Annotated in this window: 17 protein-coding genes and 4 pseudogenes; 5 read left to right on the forward strand and 16 right to left on the reverse strand. The window is 68.5% G+C overall.

All coding sequences use genetic code 11. From position 1 onward, the window contains the following. The first annotated feature begins 104 nt into the window (after window positions 1–104). A complete protein-coding gene (locus ACIBEI_RS05525) occupies window positions 105–278 on the forward strand; it encodes a hypothetical protein (protein ID WP_398885363.1) in 174 nt (57 codons plus the stop codon). A gap of 219 nt (window positions 279–497) precedes the next feature. Here ACIBEI_RS05525 and ACIBEI_RS05530 read toward each other — a convergent pair. Beyond that, window positions 498–801: pseudogene (locus ACIBEI_RS05530) on the reverse strand (hypothetical protein). A gap of 132 nt (window positions 802–933) precedes the next feature. Between ACIBEI_RS05530 and ACIBEI_RS05535 the strand changes: the two are divergent. Both ACIBEI_RS05535 and ACIBEI_RS05540 read left to right on the forward strand, forming a co-directional pair. Continuing rightward, window positions 934–1,708 (forward strand): annotated as a pseudogene (locus tag ACIBEI_RS05535) (transposase family protein). 14 nt (window positions 1,709–1,722) lie between these two features. Next, window positions 1,723–1,899: pseudogene (locus tag ACIBEI_RS05540) on the forward strand (DDE-type integrase/transposase/recombinase); the annotation flags it as partial. A 531-nt stretch (window positions 1,900–2,430) separates the two neighbouring features. On the opposite strand, the gene ACIBEI_RS05545 reads toward ACIBEI_RS05540, so the two are convergent. After that, complete coding sequence (locus ACIBEI_RS05545; RefSeq protein WP_398885365.1) at window positions 2,431–3,156, reverse strand: PH domain-containing protein; 726 nt, start codon at window positions 3,154–3,156, stop codon at window positions 2,431–2,433. Between the two features lie 508 nt (window positions 3,157–3,664). Here ACIBEI_RS05545 and ACIBEI_RS05550 point away from each other — a divergent pair. After that, window positions 3,665–4,084, forward strand: coding sequence for a hypothetical protein (locus tag ACIBEI_RS05550; RefSeq protein WP_398885367.1), 420 nt, complete (start codon window positions 3,665–3,667; stop codon window positions 4,082–4,084). A 245-nt stretch (window positions 4,085–4,329) separates the two neighbouring features. Here ACIBEI_RS05550 and ACIBEI_RS05555 read toward each other — a convergent pair. The 9 genes and pseudogenes from ACIBEI_RS05555 to ACIBEI_RS05595 all read right to left on the reverse strand — a co-directional run. Next, a pseudogene (locus tag ACIBEI_RS05555) lies at window positions 4,330–4,551 on the reverse strand (ISKra4 family transposase); the annotation flags it as partial. Window positions 4,552–5,082: 531 nt separating this feature from the next. Next, window positions 5,083–5,862 carry a class I SAM-dependent methyltransferase gene (locus tag ACIBEI_RS05560; RefSeq protein ID WP_398885369.1) on the reverse strand — a complete coding sequence of 260 codons (780 nt, stop codon included), beginning with the start codon at window positions 5,860–5,862 and terminating at the stop codon, window positions 5,083–5,085. 504 nt (window positions 5,863–6,366) lie between these two features. Continuing rightward, a complete protein-coding gene (locus ACIBEI_RS05565) occupies window positions 6,367–7,110 on the reverse strand; it encodes an MFS transporter (protein WP_398885371.1) in 744 nt (247 codons plus the stop codon). Then, window positions 7,098–7,667 carry an MFS transporter gene (locus ACIBEI_RS05570; RefSeq protein ID WP_398885373.1) on the reverse strand — a complete coding sequence of 190 codons (570 nt, stop codon included), beginning with the start codon at window positions 7,665–7,667 and terminating at the stop codon, window positions 7,098–7,100. The genes ACIBEI_RS05565 and ACIBEI_RS05570 overlap by 13 nt, the downstream gene beginning before the upstream one ends. A 166-nt stretch (window positions 7,668–7,833) precedes the next feature. After that, entirely contained in the window at window positions 7,834–8,460 is a 627-nt protein-coding gene (locus tag ACIBEI_RS05575; protein WP_398885375.1) for an SGNH/GDSL hydrolase family protein, read from the reverse strand. A gap of 130 nt (window positions 8,461–8,590) precedes the next feature. Beyond that, window positions 8,591–9,430, reverse strand: a complete 840-nt coding sequence (locus ACIBEI_RS05580; RefSeq protein WP_398885377.1) for a hypothetical protein — start codon at window positions 9,428–9,430, stop codon at window positions 8,591–8,593. Continuing rightward, the gene (locus ACIBEI_RS05585) at window positions 9,367–9,855 is read right to left on the reverse strand and encodes an FAD-binding protein (protein WP_398885379.1); all 489 of its coding nucleotides are present in this window, start codon (window positions 9,853–9,855) and stop codon (window positions 9,367–9,369) included. The genes ACIBEI_RS05580 and ACIBEI_RS05585 overlap by 64 nt, the downstream gene beginning before the upstream one ends. Further along, window positions 9,747–10,007: a hypothetical protein gene (locus ACIBEI_RS05590; protein ID WP_398886362.1), complete on the reverse strand. Its 261-nt coding sequence runs from the start codon at window positions 10,005–10,007 to the stop codon at window positions 9,747–9,749. The genes ACIBEI_RS05585 and ACIBEI_RS05590 overlap by 109 nt, the downstream gene beginning before the upstream one ends. A 260-nt stretch (window positions 10,008–10,267) precedes the next feature. Beyond that, window positions 10,268–10,924, reverse strand: coding sequence for a hypothetical protein (locus ACIBEI_RS05595; protein ID WP_398885381.1), 657 nt, complete (start codon window positions 10,922–10,924; stop codon window positions 10,268–10,270). 962 nt (window positions 10,925–11,886) lie between these two features. Here ACIBEI_RS05595 and ACIBEI_RS05600 point away from each other — a divergent pair. Beyond that, on the forward strand, window positions 11,887–12,378 hold the full coding sequence (locus ACIBEI_RS05600) for a nucleotidyltransferase domain-containing protein (RefSeq protein ID WP_398886293.1): 492 nt from the start codon (window positions 11,887–11,889) through the stop codon (window positions 12,376–12,378). An 85-nt stretch (window positions 12,379–12,463) separates the two neighbouring features. Here ACIBEI_RS05600 and ACIBEI_RS05605 read toward each other — a convergent pair whose 3' ends face one another. The 5 genes from ACIBEI_RS05605 to ACIBEI_RS05625 form a co-directional block, all read right to left on the reverse strand. Continuing rightward, window positions 12,464–14,080, reverse strand: coding sequence for a glycoside hydrolase family 13 protein (locus ACIBEI_RS05605; RefSeq protein ID WP_398885383.1), 1,617 nt, complete (start codon window positions 14,078–14,080; stop codon window positions 12,464–12,466). Window positions 14,081–14,248: 168 nt separating this feature from the next. Continuing rightward, the gene (locus ACIBEI_RS05610) at window positions 14,249–15,124 is read right to left on the reverse strand and encodes a carbohydrate ABC transporter permease (protein ID WP_398885385.1); all 876 of its coding nucleotides are present in this window, start codon (window positions 15,122–15,124) and stop codon (window positions 14,249–14,251) included. A gap of 21 nt (window positions 15,125–15,145) precedes the next feature. Continuing rightward, the gene (locus ACIBEI_RS05615; protein ID WP_398885388.1) at window positions 15,146–16,108 is read right to left on the reverse strand and encodes a carbohydrate ABC transporter permease; all 963 of its coding nucleotides are present in this window, start codon (window positions 16,106–16,108) and stop codon (window positions 15,146–15,148) included. 148 nt (window positions 16,109–16,256) lie between these two features. Next, the gene (locus ACIBEI_RS05620; protein ID WP_398885390.1) at window positions 16,257–17,675 is read right to left on the reverse strand and encodes an ABC transporter substrate-binding protein; all 1,419 of its coding nucleotides are present in this window, start codon (window positions 17,673–17,675) and stop codon (window positions 16,257–16,259) included. 225 nt (window positions 17,676–17,900) lie between these two features. Further along, window positions 17,901–18,908: a LacI family DNA-binding transcriptional regulator gene (locus ACIBEI_RS05625; RefSeq protein ID WP_398885392.1), complete on the reverse strand. Its 1,008-nt coding sequence runs from the start codon at window positions 18,906–18,908 to the stop codon at window positions 17,901–17,903. Window positions 18,909–18,984: the final 76 nt, after the last annotated feature.

Genomic DNA, 18,984 nt, shown 5'->3' on the forward strand with positions numbered 1-18,984 from the left:
TGACCAAGAACCCGCGGGCCCAACCGCCAGAATCGGAAGATCCACCCGCGGGTTCGCGGTGAACAACCTTCAGTTTCTCTGAACCCACGGACCTCATCGGGCGTGTGCAGTTCCGGTATTCCCAGTGCGCCTCCCTGCTGGTGCGCCCCGACAACACCGTCGGGCGCACGCTGTACGAGCGGCTCGGCTACCGGTACGCGGGCCCGTGCCGCAACGAACCCGGCGGGCCAGTGTGCGACCTACTGGTCCTGCGTGTCCCGGCCGAGAACGCCTTCTGACACCCAGCCGCCTGCGTCCGTCAAGGCGGCCGGCTGGCACCCCGTCAGATCCATGAGCGTGAGGGCGGGGACGACGAATACGTCGATCGCCGAACCCCTCCTCGAACTCACCCCGGCCTTTCATCAGCAGTGCGGCCCCGCCGGAAATCTGGCCGGGGCCACAGGCGTCTGCTGCTGTGATCAGGGAGTGAGGTCCAGTGCGCGGATCGGCTCGCTCGTTCATCGGGGCGGTGCGGTGGTGGCCGCGAAGCCTCCATCGGGACGGTCGGGGGTGGGCTGCGCAGCGTGCCGACTGTGCGCTGCGGCCCACGTCTCGTGCCGCGCAACGACCAGGGCGACAGCCAGGTCCAGATCGAGGACGGTGATGCCCAGCAGGGAGGCCAGGTGCTCGGCCGTGCCGCGCCGGGTCCCGATTGGCTTCAACCAACGCGCAGGCCGGGGCGTACAGGAACCAGCCCGATTCGGCGTGGGCGCGGTGGATGAGGTGGGAGGCGAAGCCGTTGCCCTGGCCGACTTCGGCCATCGCGTTGCCGTCCAGGATGAACCCCTTCCAACCTCGCAGTACTGACCGCGAGTTGAACAGTCCTGCGCAACGACGAAGCTCCTGAGAGACGGGTACTCGACCAAGATCACCTGTGTCCGCCAGGAGCTTCCTGTGCCCGTTCACCCGTCCTCGATTGATCTGTCGAGTCGAACCCTGCGGTTGCCGACCGGACAACTGTCAGCGCGACGGGTAGAGATCGGGACGCGGTGGCGGAGCCTGCCGGTCGGCGGCTAGGCCCTGCCGGCCTTGGATCACCTGCGGTGCGGCGACACCTGCACTCAGCTCGCCGCCGGGTTCGGCATCGGGATCGCGACCGTGTTCCGGTATTCGTGAAGCCATCGAGGTGCTGGCCGCCCCGTGCCCCGACGTTGGACGAGGCGATGAACGCGATTCGGGAGAAGGCGTGCGTCATCCTCGACGGCACCCTGCTGCCGATTGACAGCATCGCCGCCGACACCCCGTACCACTCGGGAAAACACAAACGTCACGGCATGAACGTGCAAGTCCTCACCGATCCGCTCGGACGTCTCCTCCGGACCTCGCCCGCCCTGCCCGGATCGACCCACGATCTCACCGCCGCCCGGCATCACGGAATCGTCGGCGCACTCACCGACGCGGGGCTCAAACGCTGGGCGGACAAGGCGTACCAAGGAGCCGGCGGGCCCATCAGGGTCCCGTTCCGAAGCCACCGCCCGAAGCAATGGAAGCGCCGCCACAACAGCGCCCATGCCAAGATCCGCTGCCTCGGCGAACGGGCCATGGCCATCTTGAACGGGCCGTGGCCACCTTGAAAGGCTGGCGCGTGCTCCGGAAGCTCCGCTGCAGCACCAACCCGATCACCGACGTCGTGAAAGCCGTCGTCGTCCTTCACCACGCATCAACGTGAGGTTGGAAAAGGCTCACTGCATCGACTCGCGGATGAAGTCCCGTCTCGCGGTGACGGCCCTTCAGTCCGCGGTGGCCCGCCGCGGGCAGGTAGCCGGATGCGTCGTGCATTCGGATCGCGGATCGCAATTCCGGTCCCGAAAGGTCCTGTCCGCTCTCGCCCGGCACGGCCTGGTCGACTCGATGGGCCGGGGTCAGCGCGGCTTCGGCGGCAACGCGTGGAACCTGGACTCGATCTCGCCGGGACGGCTGCAGGCCCTGGTGTGCTTCGCCAGGGCCGCCCGCCCCCAGGCCGTGTCCGACCTCGCCGGGGACCGGCGCCTGGTCACGCTGGTGGCATTCGCCGCGGTCATGCCGCAGATCGCCGCCGACGAGGCGATCGAGGTATTCGACCTGGTGATGGGCGACATCGTCCACGGTTCAGCCTCCCCCAGCACGATCCGCCCGTCGGCCGATCAGGCCGACCATCGTGCGGTGCAATCGCGTCCTCGCCGGCCGGCCCCGTCCAACGCTCCTTACAGGCAGCCGTAGGAGTCGACCCGACAGCGGGACAAGGCGCTCAATGCCTCGCCTGTGGGGGCGTCGATGGGGAAACTTGTAAGCAGCGGCCGTTCTTTCGTGCTTCGAACTCGACGTTTCGAAGCACGAAAGAACGGCCGCGTCACGTGCCGCCGATTCCCGGGAATCTCAGCAGGTCGCGTGACGGCTGACGTCACCGAGCGGTCAGGAACGGTCCTCCCTGCCGCTCACCTCCACGCGGTAGGCCATGAAAGCAGTGACCAGAAAGATGATCGGCGGTCCGACCAAGATGATCTTGGGGCTCAGCACCGCCTCGACGGCTTCGGGCATGTCCAAGAACAGGGGCAACAGCCCCACCACGAACAGCGGGGCGATGGACAGGAACATTGCGATGAGCCCGCAGCCGAGGGCCGACTTTCGCGCGGTGGAGCGGTCGATCCTGGCGGCTACGGACGGGTCCGGCGTCCAGTCCTCACCACGCAGCTGGTGCCAGATCTCCCGGAGCAGGGCGACCTCGCGCTCGACATCGACGTGACGGTCGTCGAGGTACGGCAGCAGGGCCCTGCGCCCGCCCGACCCGTATGCATAAGTGGTCAGTTCAGGTCCGTTCCCATGCGTGAGGGCACCGGGGTTGTGCTCGATGTGCAGTTCCTGAATGTCCTCCCAGGCCAGAGCGTGGCGCCCGACCAGCCCGCGGATTCTGATCGCCTTGAGGTCCGCCGTGGTGGCACAGCGCCCGGCAGCCCATACGAGCCACCCGAAGAGCGCGAGGAGGGGGACGACGATGACGATCTTGACGATCTGAGGTAACTCGTCGATCAGCAGTACGGGAAGCAGGATCGGCACCAGGCCGACGGAGAAACCAATGATCATGGCGCGGGTCTGGGCCGGTCTGATCCGGTACTCCCGCGGCAGTCTGTCGTAGCTCACGCCTGTCCCCGCCCCTGTCCCCGCCCCTGTCCCCGCCCCTGCCTCCGTGACTTCCCGGTCCCGCCGCCCGCGCAGACGGCTCACACATGCCGAATTTAGCCATACTGCCGGGCCAACTCCCCTATGTCGAGGTCGAGTTGGGGCGTCGCCCGACCTCCGCGGTCAGGGGATCGGCCAGACTAGGAGGTCGTTTTCCCCGTTGTTTCATCCTGAGATTCGGCTTTGGTTTGCTGATGCCGGGTCGCGCCAGGAGATGGTGTTCTCACCGGTGAGGCGGCGGGCCATGCGCTGGCTGCCGTCCCGGGCATCCCTCGAGCACGGCTTCGCCCACCTCAAGAACTGGCGCGTCCTCGCCAAGGTACGCACCGAACCGGGCGCAGGCGCGATGCCCGGGGGGGCGGAGGCGGTCCTTGGCCAATTCCTGCTCTGGAGGCACCTTGCCGCGACGTTGTAAAGTGCCTCAGTTTTTGTATCTCGTTGAAGCCTGTGGTCGAGGATGTGGGGGGCGATGTTCTGGATCGCGGCTGCCGCTGTCTACGGCTACGTCATCGTCTTGTCGTTGTGGGCGATGCGGGTGCAGCGACAAGCGGCCAGGGTTCCCCACCACCCTTACGATCATCCTGCGATGCAGCATGACGTCGAGCGAAGCGTGCATGGGCACATCGCTACAGTGTTGGTCGTCTCGCTTGTCGTCCGGCTAACGCAGTTGACCACCGATCTTACGCATTGGGTGCTCGTTCCGCTGACCGTGTTGGTGGCGCTGCCAACGACAGGAGTGTTGACCTCGGTGTGGGAGATGGCCGGCGAGGACCTGCACAACTGGCGCATCGTGTCGCTCCATAGATTGAAGACGACGGTCCTTCTTGTGTGCACCGCTGGACTCCTCATCGATCAGGTGTGGCGTGTGGTGACGCTCTTCTGGTTCTGATGAAGGCGGTGTTTCCGCTGGTCAGGGGTAGGGACGGAGGTCATGCGGAAGTAGTGGCCTGTCGTGCTGTCGCTCTCCGGGAGGTCGTGGATGCCGTCGGTGGTCGGGTAGTTGGAACAGCGTGAGCTGAGTGCTCGCCGTCGCGTGGACGCGCTGCGTGAGGAGGCCGATCGCATCCAGGCCGAGCCGAGCCGGGCGTGGCCGAGCTGGAATGGGTGCAGTTCCAGCTCCGGGAAGTCTGCAGGTCAGGCTGGGAGTTGGTAGGTGTGCTGGTCGGGGGTGGGACCGAGGCGTTCGTGTTCGCGGGCGAGGTGTAAGCGCCAGTACTCCTCGACGTTGCCGTTGTCGTTGAGGGCTAGGAGTGTGAGGACGGCTTCAGCGCCGGGCAGGCCCCATCGGGCTCCGGTGATGTCGAGGCGGTCGCCGATCAGGTAGCGGCAGGCGCCCTCGATCGCACCGGTGGCGATCGACTTCGAAGACGCAGGCCAGGGTGACCATCCGCTGGCGGTGTGGCTTCTCACCCGGGGCGAGCCGGGTGCCATCGCCCGCCGGGTCTGGATGTGTGCTTTGAGGGTGACGGGCCGCAGGGCCTCGGGCCGCATGACAATGCCCTTGCCGTCGAACTGCAGGACCAGGAGGGTGCCGGCGGTCGAGGGCAGCGGGATTTGGCGTCGGCACCACGCTCACCCCGCCCGACCCGGACATCTCCGCGACCACCTCGGCAACCGTCTCCCGCGTCACCCGCAACCGCGACCACGTCTCCCGCTCGGCCTCCAGGCGCACCGTCAACTCCGCGACCTGGGACTCGAGTTCCTCCACCCGTAGCCCCCGGGCCGCTGCCTCCCGCGCCTCCAACTCCTCGACCAGCGACACCGTCGACACGGCCTCCTCCACCGTCACGGTAGGAGGATGGCACCCCGGCCACAGCTCCGATCAGCGAACCGGCAGCTCGGCACGTTCCGGCGACGCGTCGAGCCACATCCATCGTTTGATGACTTTCACAGCCGCCGGACGCGCAGCACGCAGGTCAGCATCGGGAGGGTGAACTCGCCGTCGGCTGTCTCCGGCCGGCTTGCGAGGTAGGCGCGGCTCCGGCCCAGCGTGGCCTCTCGTACCTGCTCCGGCATGACCAGCATTCCCGCCCTCGTCGCGAGGGTCGCGACGAGGGAGTCGGCGGTGCGGCGCTGCCCGTGCGGGAACCCGGCCTGTTCCGGCGAGCCGAACCGGGTGGCCCCGCCCGTCTTGGGAAGGTGCATGTTGGCCGTCTCCGTGCGCCAACTCGTGGGTACGTCACGCGGGCCGATGGCCGCGCTCCCGCTGACCCGCGCGAGCCCGGCCACCCAGTCGACCCGGTTGTCCATGACGTTCCACAGACCGGCCAGGATGCCGCCGGGTGCGAGGACCCGGGCCATCTCGGGTCCCGCGACAGCCATGTCGAACCAGTGCATGGCATTGCCGGACAGCACGGCATCGATGGAACTGTCCGGCAGCGGAATCGCCTCGGCGTGACCCGGCAGGGCACGCACAGCCGGCAGCGCGCGGCGCAGCTCGGCCAGCATCGCCGGGTCGGGCTCCACCGCGACGACATCCGCGTCCAGCGCGACAAGCGTGGCGGTGAGCTTCCCGGTTCCGGCGCCCAGGTCGAGCACTCGCAGGCCAGGCGCGTGCTCAAGTGCCCAGCCCACCGCAGCCTGCGCATAGTCAGGGCGGTGCTGGACATACGCGGCCGCCGCCGCGCCGAACGACGAGCTGTGACGTAGCCGGTCATCCTGATCCACGCGAGCACCCTAGCCATGCTGCTGCCGGTCGGCTACACGCCTCACCAATTCGCCGACGGCCTCCGGATACGCTTACCTCGGCGCTACCGGACAACACGCGTAACAATGACCGCGCCTACCTCCGCCACGTCGAGTGGAAGGGCAGCCCGACAGCAAGGTCACTCCTCGTTTTGCCAGATCCTGTTCCAAACGGGTGCCCAGGAAGTTCATGAGCGTCCTGCCACGTCGTACTCGGTATCCAGGGTGAAGAGCGTCGGCGGATCGCGCCTCTGAGGAGGCACCAGCCTGCATGGGCTGGAGCCTTCCCGTTTCGTAGCCTCTTGCTGTCCGGCTCGCGGGCCTGGTTGGTCCTACGGGGGCTCGGCGGACGTTTGGTGTCTCCCCGTCTCCCCTCATACCAGAGGCGACAGGTTGGTCGACGGAGACGGCGTGGGCCGCGATGTTGTGTGCAGCGTTGGGGTCCCGGTCGACCGAGTGGGTGCAGTTGATCTGCTGGTGGCTGGTTCAGCTGCGGGTGATGGGTGCGCTCCAGCGGCTTGTCTCGTGTTCTCGTCCGACTTCGGGAAGCCGGAAGCACGCGAGGGCGCCGAGCAGGCCGGCAGCACCCAGAAAGAGGAACAGTGCTGTGTAGCCCCCGAGTGCCAGCAGCGCGGGGCCCATGAACGGGACCAGTGACTCGGGCAACTTGCCGGCGACGTTGAAGATCGCGAGATCCTTGGCCGCGTCGTCCTTGTTGGGCAGGACGCGTACAGACAGGGCGAAGTCGACAGACAGGAACGTCCCGGTGCTGATGCCCATGCCCGCCACAGCCACGTAGACCACGGACAGGTCGGAGGTCCACGCCATCATGGCGAGGCTGACAGCGGCCGTCACCCCGGCGAAGACCACGAACGGCTTCTGCCGCCGGACCAGATCGGACACGTAGCCGGCAACCACCGTGGACACGATGACGCAGGCGATCGAGAGGACAACAAGCCGAAGGGTGACACCGGTGAGGTCCTCCTTGCTGATGTCGAAACGCTCCATGAGGTAGAAGGCACTGAACGCGACGGAGGCGTAGGAACAACCGATCAGAAGGCGGACGAGCCACGCCCATCCGAACGCCGGGTGCTTGCGGGGATCGAGCCAGAACGTCATGGCCATGGTCCGCAGGTTCAGTGGCGGCTTCGGCGCGCTGGTGGGCGTCTCGCGCAGCAGCAGGAAGGCGAGGATGCCGGCCAGGACCGCGAGCAGCGCTATGCCCACCACTGGCCGGCTCGGCCGCCTGGGGCGGTGGTGGCAGGGGTCACGCCCAGCAGCGGCCCGAGCGCGGTGGCCAGGCCGACCAGCCCGGACACCCCTCCCGTACGTCCCGCATCGACCTGGTCGGCGATGACCGCGCTGTGCGCGGCGACCTGCAAGTTCGTGACCACCGCCACTCCGCACCACAGCAGCACGACCTGCCAGACCTCGGTCGTGGCGGGCATGACGGCCAGCGCGAGCGCGGTGAGCAGCGTGCCGGTCAGGATCCAGGGGCGACGACGGCCCAGACGGGTGCGGGTGCGGTCCGAGATCCGGCCGGCGACGGGGCTGAACACGATCGCGATCAGACCCCCCGCGCCGACGAGGATCCCGAACGCGGTCGTCGCCCCGTCGCCCGCGATGGCGTCGAGGTGAAGGGCGAGCAGCAGTTGGATGGGGGCGGCCAGCGCGACGTAGACGCCGAACTGGGACAGCATGGCGGCCGGGACGAAATGGCGCAGGGGCGACTTCACGTCGTCGTGCGCGGTGTCGAACGGCGGTGGGGCGAGGGAATCCGTTGGCATGGTGCGTCCTTGCTCGGGGATTGCGGCGGAGCGTGTCCGCTCGGTGTTCGGAGAGGTTCGGTGGTGTTTGTGGGCGCGTCGCTTCTCGGTAGCGGCCAATTGGGCCGAGAGAGGATGTCGGCGTCGGCCCGCCCGCGCGAAAGCCGGCACGCCCGTTTCGGAGCCCTCAGCGGTGATGTGTGACGCAGCGGAGCGCGCGCTGCACCGCGGTGGCCATGGCCTGCCGGCCCTGGGCGTTGGGGTGAGAGCCCGCAGCCGGAGCCACCACAACGGGCGGTTCGATCCAGCGCTCTTTGGCGGGCTTGCACATGTCGTGCCCGATCGTCGCGGTGTAGGTGTCGACGTAACGGACACTGCGTGCCCGGGCCTGGCTCGCGGGCCTTGCGTTGAACCTTTTCTCGGTGTCTCGCAGGTGGGCGAAGTCACCGGCCGCGAGTGGCACCAGGGAGCTCGTGCGGCCGACACCGTCGTCCGGGAACAGATCGGGGTGGCTGACCAGGGTGACGACGTCCATGTCCGCGTCGAGCGCGTCCAGTTGCGGCGACTTCGTGCCCTGAGGCCCGGTCAGGGCCACCGTCGTGGCGCCGCCGCAACTGGAGCCGGTCAGCTGCCAGTTCTCCACGGCGGCGAGGAGCGAGGGATGGTTCTGGTCGGACCGCACGCATGCGGGGTCGACCAGGAGGGAATACCGGGGGCCGGACCCATACGAATCCCCCAGCTCGACGTAGTCCACGGTTCGTGGGGCGGGCACCGCCGCACTCGCCGATACGGCCGGGACGGTGGACAGAGCCATGGCGCAACAGACCACCACGGCACCTTGCAGGAGCCCACCTCTCCTGGAGGGTCTTTTCCGGGGCTGCTTGCTCACGTTCAGCTGCTTTCCTTGCCTTCTTCGCGGTCCTACTCCGGAGTGATGCGGAGTCCTATTGCGGGGTGATGCGGGGCCCTATTCCGGAGTGATGTTGTGGTTGTTCGCCCTGAAGAGGTTGTAGGGGGTCGTAAACCTCCTTGAGCGCCCGCAGCCGTTGGAGGTCCTCGGCGGTGAACACGTCCTCGGCCCGGTCGTCGCGTCCGGCGAAGTTGGTGTAGACGTAGCCCGTGGACCACGGAGTCAGTTGCCGGAGCGTGTCGTCCAGTACCGCCATGCCCGCGTCGACCACTTCCGGCGGCCCGGCCGTCACCCCCCACACGCTGAAGACGGCATCCCATACGGCGACGGGAGCCGCCTCGCCCGGTCGCCTGACCAAGGCGCCGCCGAGGTGGCGGATCTCCAGAGCCGTGACCGGGCTGCCCGAGGTCTGGCGGGCCTCCCGCACGAGCACGTCGATCGCCTTGTCCGGCAGGTCGGTCACCGTGATGCCCTGCTCCTCGTACGGGAAGCGATCCGTCGGATCCGTGTGCACGGCGGCGAACTCCGCGTAGGGATGGCGGCCTATCGTGTCCACGGCCGCCGATCCGATGGCCCGGAACGGAAGGACGAGCTTCTCGGCCTCGTCGTCGGGGCCGAGGTGGGTGATCCGCACGTGCGCGAAGGACTTGCCGCGCATGGGCTCGGGTACCTCCGGAACCGGCGGGAGGTTCAGCACCGCCAGGGAGCACGTGAGCGCGTCCGGAGCGTCCCGCACCACCGAGAAGTAGGCGCGGATCACGGCCTCGATGTCCTCGGCGGGGTAGTAGAGCCCACCGCCGTAGAAGGAGGTCACCGGGAACAGGCCGATCTCCAGTTCGGTGACGACGCCGAAGTTGCTGCGTCCGCCGCGCAACCCCCAGAACAGCTCCGGTGCGCACTCCGCCGACACCCGGCGCCGCGCGCCGTCCGCGGTGACCACCTCGATCGAGTTGACATGGTCGGCGGCCCAGCCGTGGGTCCGGCCCAGGAACGGGCTCTGACCGCCGCCGAGGGTGAAGCCGGCCACCCCCACATTCGGTGCGGACCCGTGCAGCGGTGCCAGACCCGCAGCCTGAGCGGGCTCACGACGTCCTTCCAGCGTGCACCCGCACCCACGCGGGCCACAGCACGTCCGGCATCGATCTCGACCGTACTCAGCGCGCCGGTGGTGATGAGCAGGAAGCCCTCCGTCACGGGGAACGGCTGGTGACCGGTGGCCATGACGCCGACCGGCATGCCGTGGGCGGCGGCGAAACCGACCGCGGCCTGTACGTCGGCGGTAGTGGCGGCCGCCACCACCAGCCGGGTCGGTGCTGCGAACGCAGGTTGAACGCGGCGATCACGTCGGCGTAGCCCGCGTCGTCCGGAGCGAGCACCGATCCCCTGATCCGCTTCGCCAGCTCGGCGATGTCCTCAGCTTCGAGGCAGCTCCGCCTCAGAGACTCAGTCATGCTGCTATGCCATCTTTCTGGACCTTTTCTGGTCCTTGCGGCCCGGCCGCTGCTCGCGCACCAACCGGACGGTCACTTATTGACAAGCGATTCGACGCCACTGGCCCGCGGGGAACTGTGGCAGGGCGCACTTGATTGTCACGGACCCGACGCTTCGGGTCAGTGGTTCGCTTGGGACATTCAGCAGGAACCGGCCGGTACAGCGGGTTGTCCTCGCTCCGGTACAGCGGGCTGTCCTTCCTGCGGCCGCGTCCCGGTGATCAGGCTCCGGTGTCCTGGGAGGCAGACCTTTCGGCGAGAGTCTTCAGGGCCGGCCAGTCCACACGTGGGCGGTGCAGGTCACGCCTGCGCAGATACGCATTGGTCGAACGCCGAGCGGAACGCAAAAGGCGCAGCTGATCGCGCGGACTTCCGTTGCCGGACGGCTCGATCACGCGCTGTGGCACGAGCAGCCAACCGCCGCCGTTGGACCGCCGCAACTCGCCCGGCACAACCGCGTTGTAGTGACCCCATAGGCGGTCGTCGTGGCGATGCACGAGGAGAGCGGCCGGACCGGGTACGACCTCGCAGTCGGGAGCCGGTTCGACCAGAAACCCTTCGGGCGTCGCCGTGGTCGGTGTCCGCATCAGCAGCGGGGCGCCGGAGGGGGCCCGCGCGCTGAGTACGGCGGTGGGGAAGCCGGCGAGGACGTCGGCGCCGGGCAGGGAGGTCGTGCCGTTCGCGGTGCCGCCGCCATCGCCGGGCGACGCGGTCAGCGGCGCGCGGACGCGCACCTCGGTCGGGACCACGGTGATCAGCAGCCGCAAGTAGTACCAGTCCATCAGCCAGCGGGCGGGCGCGTCCACGTAGCTTCTGCTGTGGGGCTGACGGTCGAAGAGCAGCGACCAGTACGCCGGGTCGTCCGACGGCGTGGTCACGATCTCGCCCGGGCACACAGTGGTACCCGAGACGAACACCTGATCCGGAGCTTCCAGCCCACTGCCGGTGGGCTCGGAGAACAGCAGGGCCACCCGGCCGTCACGACGAATGTTGAGGCCCTTTGGGCAAACGCGAGAGATGTGGTGACGAGGAACGTGTCGTCATCGCGACGAAGGGCCACGGTCGGCCAGGCGATCGGTGTCCCGTCCCGGCCAAGAGTGACGAACTCACAGGTCCGGTAGGCGTCGACGATCTTGGCCACCGCCGGTTCGAGAGACATCAAGGGCGCACCTAACTATTGATCCTGATCCGGCCAGGCGCAGGTGTGCCGTCGGCCGGGGTGGGGAAGTAGGGGGCCGGACACACTCGTTCACCTGCACGCGCTTGTCGGCAGACCAGCCCCTAGCTTCGCTACGTGGCGCAGTTCAGGGAGGTTCACCTGTACGTTCACGGCAGCCGACTGCTCGTTGACCGTGTCCGCTCCGGCCGTCCCCTTGCACATGTCGCCACGGAGTTGGGCGCGAGCTCCCCGGCTTCTTCGGCGTGTGCCTCGTTCTGGTCGCCGGTTCCATCACCGCGCACGCGCTGAAGCTGCCCACACAGTGGCTACTGGTGGTGGGCGAGGCGATGTCCGCCGTGTCACTGCTGCTCCTGGCACTGCTGAAGAACTCCGATTGCACTGCTGACGAACTCCGAGCGGCGCGCCGAGCACGCCATCCAGCGCAAACTCGACGCAATCGCGGCCGCGTTGCCGGAGATCCGGCGGGAGGAACCGGGCGCCGCGAGAGAGGAACTCCGCAAGGCCATCAACGTGGAGAAGCAGACCTGACCGTCCCCGGTACAGCCCGGCCGATCCCACTCCCCGCTACCCCGATCCCACTCCCCGCCACGCCGATCCCGCTCGTCGCCACCACAAATCCGCTCGCCCGCCCGGCCGCCGGGCCGCTACCGTGCCCGCGTGATGACCGCCGCTGACGTACTGTCCGTTCTCGCCCTGCTGCGTGCCGCGGATGTGGAGGTCTGGGTGGGCGGCGGGTGGGGCATCGACATTCTGGTCGGGGAGCAGACACGTCGGCACCGTGACCTGGACCTGATGCACCGGGAAGACCAGGAGCAGGCCGTCGTGGCGGCTCTCGCGGAGGCCGGGTTCGTCGAGACGCTCGACTGGCGTCCCGTGCGGTTCGTGGTCACGGACCCGCGCGGTCGCGAGATCGATCTGCACCCGCTGGTCTTCGCGGCGGACGGGTCCGCGGTGCAGGCCTCCCCCGACCCGCACCGCCCGTTCCTCTATCCCGCCCCGTGCTTCGTCAGCGGCGCGATCCGGGGAACCGCCGTCCCCTGTCTGTCGGCCGAGCAGCAGGTCTACTTCCATCAGGGATACGAACCGGCCGACCACGACCTCCATGACATGGCTCAGCTCCGACGGGTCTTCGGCGTCACCACCCACTTCTGACCGGGCGCGTCACAGGGCGTCCTTCCGACCGGGCGTCACAGGACGCCGGGAAAACCCTGCATGGCGCCCGCCACCCTCCGGTGCCTCATGTACGCAGCCACACCGCCGTGTCGGAGGGCAGCCTGCCGTCGGTGTCCAGTGGTCCGCTGGAGAGCAGGATCTCCGCATGGTCCGGCAGGGCGGCCGGGGTGTCGGCCAGGTTCGCGACGCAGATCAGGTCCGGGGAGCGGCGGAAGGTGAGGACGCCGTCGGCGGAGGGCAGCCATTGCAGCGGGCCGTCGCCCAGGGACGGGTCGGCGCGGCGCAGGCCCAGTGCGGCGCGGTAGAGGTTGAGCATGGAGTCGGGGTCGTCGGCCTGGCGGTCGGCCGCGTAGGCGGGCCAGCCGTCGGGCTGTGGCAGCCAGGGTTCGGTGCGTGAGCCGAAACCGGCGTACGGAGCGTCGGCCGTCCACGGCAGTGGGACACGGCAGCCGTCGCGGCCCGGGTCGGTGCCGCCGGAGCGGAAGTGCATCGGGTCCTGGATGCGGTCCCGGGGGATCTCCGCCTCGGGCAGGCCCAGTTCCTCGCCCTGGTAGATGTAGACGGAGCCGGGCAGAGCGAGGGTGAGCAGGGCGGCGGCACGCGCCCGGCGGGTGCCGAGCCGCAGGTCGGCCGGGGTGCCGAAGGCCTTGGTGGCGAAGTCGAAACCGGTGTCCTGCCGCCCGTAGCGGGTGACCGTGCGGGTCACGTCGTGATTGCACAGCACCCAGGTGGCCGGCGCACCGACCGGGGCGTGTTCGGCGAGGGTGTCGTCGATGGCGGCGCGCAGCCGGGCGGCCTCCCACGGGCACGACAGGAAGGAGAAGTTGAACGCGGTGTGCAGTTCGTCGGGGCGCAGGTAGCGGGCGAAACGTTCGGAGTCCGGCAGCCACACCTCGCCGACGAAGACGCCGTCGTACTCGTCGGCGATCCGCCGCCAGGAGCGGTAGATCTCGTGCAGGTCGTCCCGGTCGATGTACGGGTGGGGGTCCCGCCCCTCCACGAAGTCGGGCAGGTCGGGGTCCTTGGCGGGCAGCGCCGCGGAGTCGATACGTACGCCCGCCACCCCGCGCTCGAACCAGAACCGCAGCACCTCTTCGTGCTCCTCCCGCACCGCGGGGTGGGCCCAGTTGAGGTCCGGCTGCTCCGGTGTGAACAGGTGGAGGTACCACTCGCCGTCCTCGACCCTGGTCCAGGTGCGGCCGGAGAACTGTGACGGCCAGTCGTTGGGCGGGAGTTCGCCGTGCTCGCCGCGGCCCGGACGGAAGTGGAAGAGCTTGCGTTCGGGGCTGCCCGGTCCGGCGGCGATCGCGGCCCGGAACCAGGGGTGCTGGTCGGAGACGTGGTTGGGCACGATGTCCACGATGGTGCGGATGCCGAGCTCGCGGGCCTCGGTGATCAGTCGCTCGGCCTCGTCGAGGTCGCCGAAGGCGGGGTCGATGGTGCGGTAGTCGGCGACGTCGTAGCCCCCGTCGGCGAGCGGGGACAGATACCAGGGGGTGAACCAGATCGCGTCGACGCCCAGTTCGGCGAGGTAGGGCAATCTCGACCGTACGCCCGTGAGGTCCCCGGTGCCGTCGCCGTCGCCGTCGGCGAAGCTGCGCGGGTACACCTGGTAGATGGCGGCGCCGCGCCACCAGTCGTCGGTGTGGCCGGGGGTCTTACCGGGCTGAGGGGCTGCCACGTGTCGGTCCTTTCGGGGCAGGGGTGGTCTCCGCCGCCGCCCCGGACAGCGAGGCGTCGGGAACGGGGCGGCGGCGGAGGATCGGTGGGGGCACCTGCGTGGTGTTCGCTGCGGGTGGTGCCCGGACTGCGGGTGACCGCGGGTGGTGTCCGTACGGCGTGTGCTCGGTCAGCCCTTGAGGCCGCCCGCCGTCAGTCCGCTCATGATGTTGCGCTGGAAGACGAGGAACAGGATCAGCGTGGGCAGGGACGCGATGGTCAGCGAGGCGATCAGTACGTTCTCGGGCACGCTGGTGGCGAGCGAGTAGATGCCGACGGCGAGGGTCTGCTTCGACGGGTCGGGCAGGACCAGCATCGGCCAGAGGAAGTCCTTCCAGACGCCGACGACCGCGAAGATGGACACCACACCGAGGATGGGCCGGGAGACCGGCAGCACGATGGACCACAGGACGCGCAGCGAGCCGGCGCCGTCCATGGCCGCCGCGTCGAGCAGTTCCTTGGGGATGGAGTCGAAGAACCGCTTGAGCAGGAAGATGTTGAAGGCGTTGGTGACCGACGGAAGCCAGATCGCCCAGGGCGAGTTGAGCAGGTTGCGTTCGACGATCGGCACGTCCAGCGCGGTGAGGTACTGCGGTACGACGAGGACGGTCGCCGGGATCATGAGGGTGGCGAGCATCAGGCCCAGGATCATCTTGCCGAGTACGGGCCGCAGTTTGGACAGCGAGTAGGCGGCGGCGACGTCGAGCACCAGCTGGAAGGCGAGCGCGCCGAAGGCGTAGTAGAGGGTGTTGAGGAGGAGTTTGGCGAGGTCCATCACCTCCCAGGCACGCTGGTAGTTCTCCGGGTGGACGGAGCCCGGCACCCAGGTGGGCGGGGTCTGGACGGCTTCCTGGGTGGTCTTGAGTCCGCCGGACACCATCCAGTACAGCGGGCCGAGGAAGGCCAGCGTGAACAGGACGACGACGAGGGCGAAGCACACCCAGTACAGGACCTTGCCGCGTGGGCGGGCCAGTTGGGCGGGTGAGATGAGTGTGCGAGTGGACATGTCCGTGTCTCCCCCGGTCCCCTAGTCCTGCTCGGCGCGGTTGAGTCGGGTATACGCGGCCGAGAAGCCGGCCAGCAGTACGAGCAGGAGCAGGCCGAGCGCCGCGGCGGCGCCGTAGTTGTTGAAGTTGAAGGCGTACTGGTAGATCAGGTACACGATGGTGGTGGTGGACCCTTCGGGACCGGCGCCGCCGGTGAGCAGGAACGGCTCGATGAAGACCTGCATGGTGGCGATGATCTGCATGAGGAGCATCAGCAGCAGGATGAGCCTGGTCTGCGGGACGGTGACGTGCCACACCTTGCGGAGCAGTCCCGCGCCGTCCAGTTCGGCGGCCTCGTACAGCTCACCGGGCACGCCCTGGAGGGCCGCGAGGTAGATCAGTGTGGCGCCGCCCATGTTCATCCAGGTCGAGGCGACCACCACGGAGAGCATCGCGGTGTCGGGGTCCTGGAGCCATTGCTGGGCGGGGACGCCGAAGACGCCGAGTATCTCGTTGAACATGCCGTACCCGGGGTCGTACAGGTACTTGAAGAGCAGGACCGACGCGGTCGGCGGGAGCATCACCGGCAGGTAGACCAGCAGCCTCAAGTAGCCCTGGCCGTGCCGGAATTCATTGATGATCAGGGCGGTGACGAACGGTACGACGAAGCCGAGGACCAGCGCCAGCACGGTGAACCACAGGGTGTTGCGCCAGGCCTGGCCGAAGGCCGGGTCGTTCCAGACGGTGACGAAGTTGTCCCAGCCCACCCAGCTGACGTTGCCGTCCTCGGTCTTCTGGAAGGCGAGGAGGAACTCCCGGACGATCGGATACCAGGAGAAGAAGGCGAAGCAGAGCACCGCACCGATGAGGAAGCCGTGGGCGGTGATGTTGCGGCGCAGGTTCTTGCCGAACTCGCCGTCCGGCAGGTGCGGGGCACCGGCACGGGGCCTGCGCGGGCGGCGGTCCTTGACCACCGGGTCCTTGGTGAGGATGGGGGCCGACATGGTCGCTCCTTGACGTACTGCGGTGCCGCCGGACGGGTCGGGTTCCGGGCACATGCCGTGGGAGGTCGGGCACTCGCCCGCGCGCCGCCGGTGAACGGCGGCGCGCGGGCGGGCCGGACGGTGGTGACACCGCCCGGCCGCCGCGTGGTCACTGGGTGGCGAGGACCTTGTTGACCTGGGACTCGGCGGTGGACAGGAGCTTGTCGATGTCGGCGTCCTTGTTGGTGAGGATGCCCGACATGACGTTGTCGAGGACCTTGTAGATCTCCTGGGCCTTGGGCGGTTCGGCCTTGCCCGGGACCGGGTTGTCGGTGAAGGCCTTGAAGTTCTCCACCGGCATGGTGGCGAACTCCTTGCGGGCGGCGTCGTCCTTGGCCTTGGAGCCGTTCAGCCACAGGTTCGGCTGCGGGAGTCCCACGGGCAGGGCGTCGGCCTTGGACCGCTTCCAGTCGTACTGGCCCTTGCCGACCGTGGTGAACTTGAAGTTCAGCCAGGCGATGGCGGCCTTGACCTTGTCGGCCGAAATACCCTCCTTGATCATGTAGTTGTTGCCGCCGGCGAGGGTGTTCTCACCGCCCGGGATCGGCCCCATGCCGAAGTTCTCGTACTTGGCGCCGAGTTGCTGGACCATGTACGTGACGTCGTCGGGGGCGGCGAGGAACATGCCCAGCTTGTCGGTGGCGATCTGCTTCTGGAGGTCGCCCCACTTCAGCAGCTGGGTCTTGCCCATGGAGTCGTCGTCCCAGCGCATGGCGTGGAGGTTCTCGGCGACCTGCTTGCCGGTCGCGTCGTTGAAGGCGGCCTTCTTGCCGCTCGCGTCGACGACGTCACCACCGAGGCTGTACATCTGCGCGGTGAAGTGCCAGCCACCGGTGTTGGCCGCGCTGTACTCGCCGAATCCGGCGACACCGCCGCCGAGGTCCGCGATCTTCTTGGCCGCGGTGCGGACCTCCTCCCAGGTCTTCGGCGGGGTGTCCGGGTCGAGGCCGGCCTCGGTGAAGAGCTTGCGGTTGATGAGCAGGCCCATGCGGTAGTTGCTGGTGGGGAGGCCGTAGAGCTTCCCGTCCTTCTTCAGCGAACTGAGGACGTCGGGGTCGATGTCCTTCAGCAGCGGGACGCTCTTGTCGTTGATGTACGCGCTGATGTCCTGGGCACCGTCGTTGTCGAGGACCTGGGGCAGGTCGGTGAAGTACGTGTAGAAGACGTCGGGTTGGGACTTCGCCTTGAGCATCGCGGTGAAGCGCGGCGGTTCCAGACACTGGCCCGGCGTGGAGCGGCCCTCGATGGTGACGTTCGGGTACTTCTTGTTGAACTCCTTGACGTCCTCGTTCCACTGCCTGAGCTCGGCCGCCTTCGCCGCGGGGGGCATGCAGTCGATGGTGATGGACACCTTGGTCTTCGGGTCCAGCGGTGCGGCGGGGTCGGCTTTCGCACTGTTGCCGGAGCCGTTGTCGCCGTCGTCGTCGCTGCTGCTCGTACCGCAGGCGGCGAGTGCGGTCAGCGTGAGCGCGGAGGCGAGGGTGACCGCGCCGGCGCGGCGCGTGCGGCGGAACCGAGCTCTTCTCATGGGTGGTCCCCTTCGGGCATGAACGTGGAAGGCGCCCTCATCGCCAGTGCGATGTGGGGCGCCGCACACTCAACCACCGTGAACAAGTGACCGCAATATCTCGCGCAGCTTTCGTAAATGTTTGACAGAAGGACGTATACGGTTGATCTCAGAGAGGCGTGTGCGCGCAAGCAGAAGCGCGGTGACGCCGGGTCCGGCCTCACCGCGCTTCAGTCGTACGGACTGCTACCGGGGGGCCTGCGTCGTCGACCCTCGGACCACCAGTTCCGGCTCGAACAGGAGCTCCCCTGGCTGGACTTCACCGCCCTGGATCTGGGTGCAGAGCAGGTCCACGGCGGCCCGCCCCATGGCCTCGATGGGCTGGCGCACGGTGGTCAGCGGGGGTTCGGTGCAGTTCATGAAGGCGGAGTCGTCGAAGCCGACGACGGAGACCTGCTCGGGCACCGAGAGGCCGCGCCGGCGGGCCGCGCGGATGGCGCCGAGGGCGAGCGGGTCGCTGGCGCAGATGATGCCCGTGACGCCCCGGGCCAGCAGGCGGGTGGTCGCCGCCTGGCCGCCCTCCAGGGAGAACATCGACCGCTCCACGCAGTCGTCGGGCAGGGACGTGCCGACCGCCTCGGCGGCGGCCCGCGCGGCGGCCAGTTTGCGCCGGGAGGGGATGTGGTCGGCCGGGCCGAGGACCACGCCGATGCGCTCGTGCCCCAGCAGGGTCAGGTGGCGCCACGCCTGCTCGACCGCGACGCCGTCGTCACAGGAGACGCAGGGGAAGTCCAGCTCCTCGACCGGGGCGTTGATCAGCACGACCGGGATACGCCGCTCGGCGAGCTGCCGGTAGTGGTCGTGCGGGGCGTCGGCCTGGGCGAACAGGCCGCCGGCGAAGACCACTCCGGACACGTGCTGCTGGAGCAGCAGGTCGACGTAGTCCGCCTCGGAGACGCCGCCCTTGGTCTGGGTGCACAGCACCGGGGTGAGCCCCTGCTGGGCGAGCGCACCGCCGATGACCTCGGCGAGCAGGGGGAAGATCGGGTTCTGCAGCTCGGGCAGGACCAGGCCGACCAGACGCGCCCGCTCGCCGCGCAGCTGGGTGGGACGCTCGTAGCCGAGGACGTCCAGCGCGGTGAGCACGGACTGCCGGGTGGCGTCCGAGACTCCGGGCTTGCCGTTGAGGACTCGGCTGACCGTGGCCTCGCTGACACCTACCTTCTTGGCTACCTGAGCAAGTCGTCGCGTCATGAGCGCAAGGCTAGCGCAAGCCGCGCAAACGGCTTGCGCCAGCCTTGGTTCCTCCGTTCCGTCTCCGTGAGGGACC

The organism is Streptomyces sp. NPDC050988 (assembly GCF_044456225.1).
Taxonomy (GTDB): domain Bacteria; phylum Actinomycetota; class Actinomycetes; order Streptomycetales; family Streptomycetaceae; genus Streptomyces.

What these genes read in the sequence shown, in the direction of transcription:
- ACIBEI_RS05575 (WP_398885375.1), bottom strand. Translation starts at nt 8,460, where the DNA reads ATGGCTCTGTCCACCGTCCCGGCCGTATCGGCGAGTGCGGCGGTGCCC.
- ACIBEI_RS05550 (WP_398885367.1), top strand. Translation starts at nt 3,665, where the DNA reads ATGTTCTGGATCGCGGCTGCCGCTGTCTACGGCTACGTCATCGTCTTG.
- ACIBEI_RS05610 (WP_398885385.1), bottom strand. Translation starts at nt 15,124, where the DNA reads ATGTCCACTCGCACACTCATCTCACCCGCCCAACTGGCCCGCCCACGC.
- ACIBEI_RS05620 (WP_398885390.1), bottom strand. Translation starts at nt 17,675, where the DNA reads ATGAGAAGAGCTCGGTTCCGCCGCACGCGCCGCGCCGGCGCGGTCACC.
- ACIBEI_RS05590 (WP_398886362.1), bottom strand. Translation starts at nt 10,007, where the DNA reads ATGACTGAGTCTCTGAGGCGGAGCTGCCTCGAAGCTGAGGACATCGCC.
- ACIBEI_RS05615 (WP_398885388.1), bottom strand. Translation starts at nt 16,108, where the DNA reads ATGTCGGCCCCCATCCTCACCAAGGACCCGGTGGTCAAGGACCGCCGC.
- ACIBEI_RS05600 (WP_398886293.1), top strand. Translation starts at nt 11,887, where the DNA reads ATGACCGCCGCTGACGTACTGTCCGTTCTCGCCCTGCTGCGTGCCGCG.
- ACIBEI_RS05625 (WP_398885392.1), bottom strand. Translation starts at nt 18,908, where the DNA reads ATGACGCGACGACTTGCTCAGGTAGCCAAGAAGGTAGGTGTCAGCGAG.
- ACIBEI_RS05570 (WP_398885373.1), bottom strand. Translation starts at nt 7,667, where the DNA reads ATGCCAACGGATTCCCTCGCCCCACCGCCGTTCGACACCGCGCACGAC.